This is a genomic window from Atribacterota bacterium, from assembly GCA_028703475.1.
Lineage (GTDB): Bacteria > Atribacterota > Phoenicimicrobiia > Phoenicimicrobiales > Stramentimicrobiaceae > JAQVMU01.
The window spans coordinates 1-3051 of the sequence record JAQVMU010000124.1; the positions used below are offsets into that span (position 1 = coordinate 1).

Annotated in this window: 3 protein-coding genes; all 3 read right to left on the reverse strand. The window is 33.0% G+C overall.

Annotated elements, in window-relative coordinates:
• The coding region (gene groL, locus PHQ99_08425) for a chaperonin GroEL (GenBank protein ID MDD4289596.1) at positions 1-1532 on the reverse strand (1532 nt) is incomplete at its 3' end.
• Between the two features lie 91 nt (positions 1533-1623).
• Positions 1624-1926: a co-chaperone GroES gene (locus PHQ99_08430; protein ID MDD4289597.1), complete on the reverse strand. Its 303-nt coding sequence runs from the start codon at positions 1924-1926 to the stop codon at positions 1624-1626.
• 200 nt (positions 1927-2126) lie between these two features.
• A partial coding sequence (gene tsaD, locus PHQ99_08435) for a tRNA (adenosine(37)-N6)-threonylcarbamoyltransferase complex transferase subunit TsaD (GenBank protein ID MDD4289598.1) occupies positions 2127-3051 on the reverse strand: 925 nt, incomplete at its 5' end.

Here is a 3051-nt window from a genome sequence, read left to right on the forward strand (position 1 = left end):
ACCATTCCAGCAATACTTGCTGCATTTTGCAAGGCAGATCGGGTAACTTTTGTTGGGTCAATAATACCTTGTTTTACCATATCTACAAATTCACCTACAGAAGCGTCAAATCCAATTCCTTTTTCTTTGCCTCTGAGTTTTTCAACTATAACAGAACCTTCATAGCCAGCATTTTTAGCAATTTGTTTTGTAGGTTCTTCCAATGCTTTCTTAATTATCTTTAATGCAATATTTTCTTCTCCATCTAACTTAATCTTTTCTAATGCAGGAATAATATTTATAAGAACTGTTCCACCACCGGCTACAATTCCTTCTTCGACAGCTGCCTTAGTTGCAGAAAGAGCATCTTCTACTCTATGTTTTTTCTCTTTTAATTCAGTTTCAGTAGCTGCTCCTACATTAATAACAGCAACACCACCAACTAATTTTCCTAAACGTTCCTGTAATTTTTCTCTGTCATAATCAGATGTAGTGTCTTCGATCTGTGTTCTAATCTGAGCTTCTCTTTTTTTAATTTCTTTTACATCTCCCTTGCCGCCAACAATAATTGTGTCTTCCTTATTGACTTTCACCTGATGAGCAGTACCAAGCATTGAAACATCGGCATTTTCTAGTTTTAAACCGACTTCTTCTGAAATAACCTGCCCACCAGTAACTACTGCTATATCAGCCAGCATTTCTTTTCTTCTATCTCCAAATCCAGGAGCCTTAACAGCAACACAATTTAAAGTTCCCCTTATCTTGTTAACTACTAATGTTGCCAGTGCTTCACCTTCAACATCCTCTGCAATTATAAATAATGGTTTACCCATCTGGGCAACTTTTTCCAATATTGGTAATAAGCCTTTCATATTACTTATTTTTGTGTCTGTGATTAATATTAAAGGATCATCCAATAATGCTTCCATTCTCTCCGCATCAGTAACCATATAAGGAGAGATGTATCCTTTATCAAATTGCATTCCTTCTACTACATCCAGAGTTGTTCCCATTGTCTTTGATTCTTCAACAGTGATAACACCATCTTTTCCAACTTTTTCCATTGCATCAGCTATAATATTACCAATTTCTCTATCAGCAGCAGAGTTGGATGCAACATTAGCTATTGATTCTTTATCTTTTATCTCGATACTTAGTTTCTTGATTTCTTCCACTGCTTTTTCCACAGCTTTTTGAATCCCTCTTCTTAACATCATAGGATTGGCACCTGCAGCAACATTCCTTAAACCTTCATGTAGTATTTCCTGTGCCAAAACAGTTGCTGTTGTTGTACCATCTCCAGCAATGTCATTAGTCTTAGTAGCAACTTCTCTTACAAACTGGGCACCCATATTTTCGAATGGATCTTCAACTTCAATCTCTCTTGCAATAGTTACTCCGTCATTAGTAATTGTAGGGGAACCATACTTTTTTTCTAAAACTACATTTCTACCTTTTGGGCCTAATGTTATTTTAACGCTATTGGCTAATGTATCAGCACCTTTTTTTAGTGCATTTCTTGCATTTTCATCAAATAAAAACTGTTTTGCCATAACTTAATTTCCTCCTTAATAATTTTAATAATATATTTTCGGTTTTGGGTAAAATGTCAATAATATCTGAAGATTAATTAAAATAATAATTTTATTTTAATATCGCTAAAACATCTTTCTCGCTGAGAAGAAGATAATCATCATCATTAGCATCCTTTAAATCAGTACCTGAATATTTTGCATAAATAACTTTGTCACCTTTTTTAAAGTTCATAGGAAAAGTTTTTCCCTCATCATTTGTTCTTCCTGGTCCAACTGCCAAAACTTCTCCAACTTGGGGCTTTTCTTTTGATATTGTATCAGGTAATACAATACCACCTTTGGTTTTCTCTTCTTCCACAAATGGTTTTACCAGTATGCGGTCACCCAAGGGTTTTATTTTTTTAATGTCCATATCAATTCCTCCTTAAATGATTTTTAAATTATTTAGCACTCTCATTATGAGAGTGCTAAAATTACCTTTACTATATTATATAATGTAATAGTATTTTGCAAACACTATATTATGTCATATTAAGTTGTATTTACTTTTTTTTCACCTCTATAATGTGATATCTTTCAATATATCCTTTTTTATCTACTTATCTATCTTTTTTAAGTATATACATCTATATCAAAAGAATCCTGAAAACCTTTTAATAATTTAAAATATCCTACAACAGCAATCATAGCAGCATTGTCAGTACATAATTCCCTTGAAGGAAAATATATATTTAATTTATTCTTTTTTCCTGCATCTAACATTAATTTTCTTAGACATTCGTTTGCCGTAACCCCTCCGCCCAAGATTATGTTTTCAATATTGTATTTTTTTGCAGCTAACAATGTTTTTGATATTAAAGTATCAAATACGGCTTTTTGGAAAGAAGCACATATATCTTCTAAGGGTAACTTATTATCAAATTTTCTTACTTTATTTACATAATAAATTACAGCTGTTTTTAAGCCACTAAAACTAAAATCAAAATTTGAAGCACTTATTAGCGGTCTGGGAAAATCAATGGCATCATCTTTGCCTTTTAAAGATAATTCTTCAATTACTGGTCCTCCCGGATAACATAAATTTAAATATTTGGCTACCTTATCAAAGACCTCCCCTGCTGCATCATCTCTAGTACTCCCTAATGTTGTGTGTTCACCCATGGCCTGAACCAGTATAAGTGATGTGTGGCCACCTGAAACAATTAAAGATAAAAATGGAAATGCAATATCTTTATGACATAAAAAATTAGCATATATATGTCCTTCAATATGATTGACACTAATTAAAGGTTTTTTTATGGCATATGCGATTGCCTTGGCAAAAGATAAACCTATCAACAGAGACCCTTTTAAGCCAGGACCATTTACAACCGCTATACCATCTATTTCATCCAGGGTCATTTTGGCTTTCTCCAATGCTTCACTAAGGCTAATAAGAATATGTTTCATGTGTTGCCTTGATGCTATTTCCGGGACAACACCACCATATTTTTTATGTATTTCTATTTGTGAAGAAACAATATTTGATAATACTTTT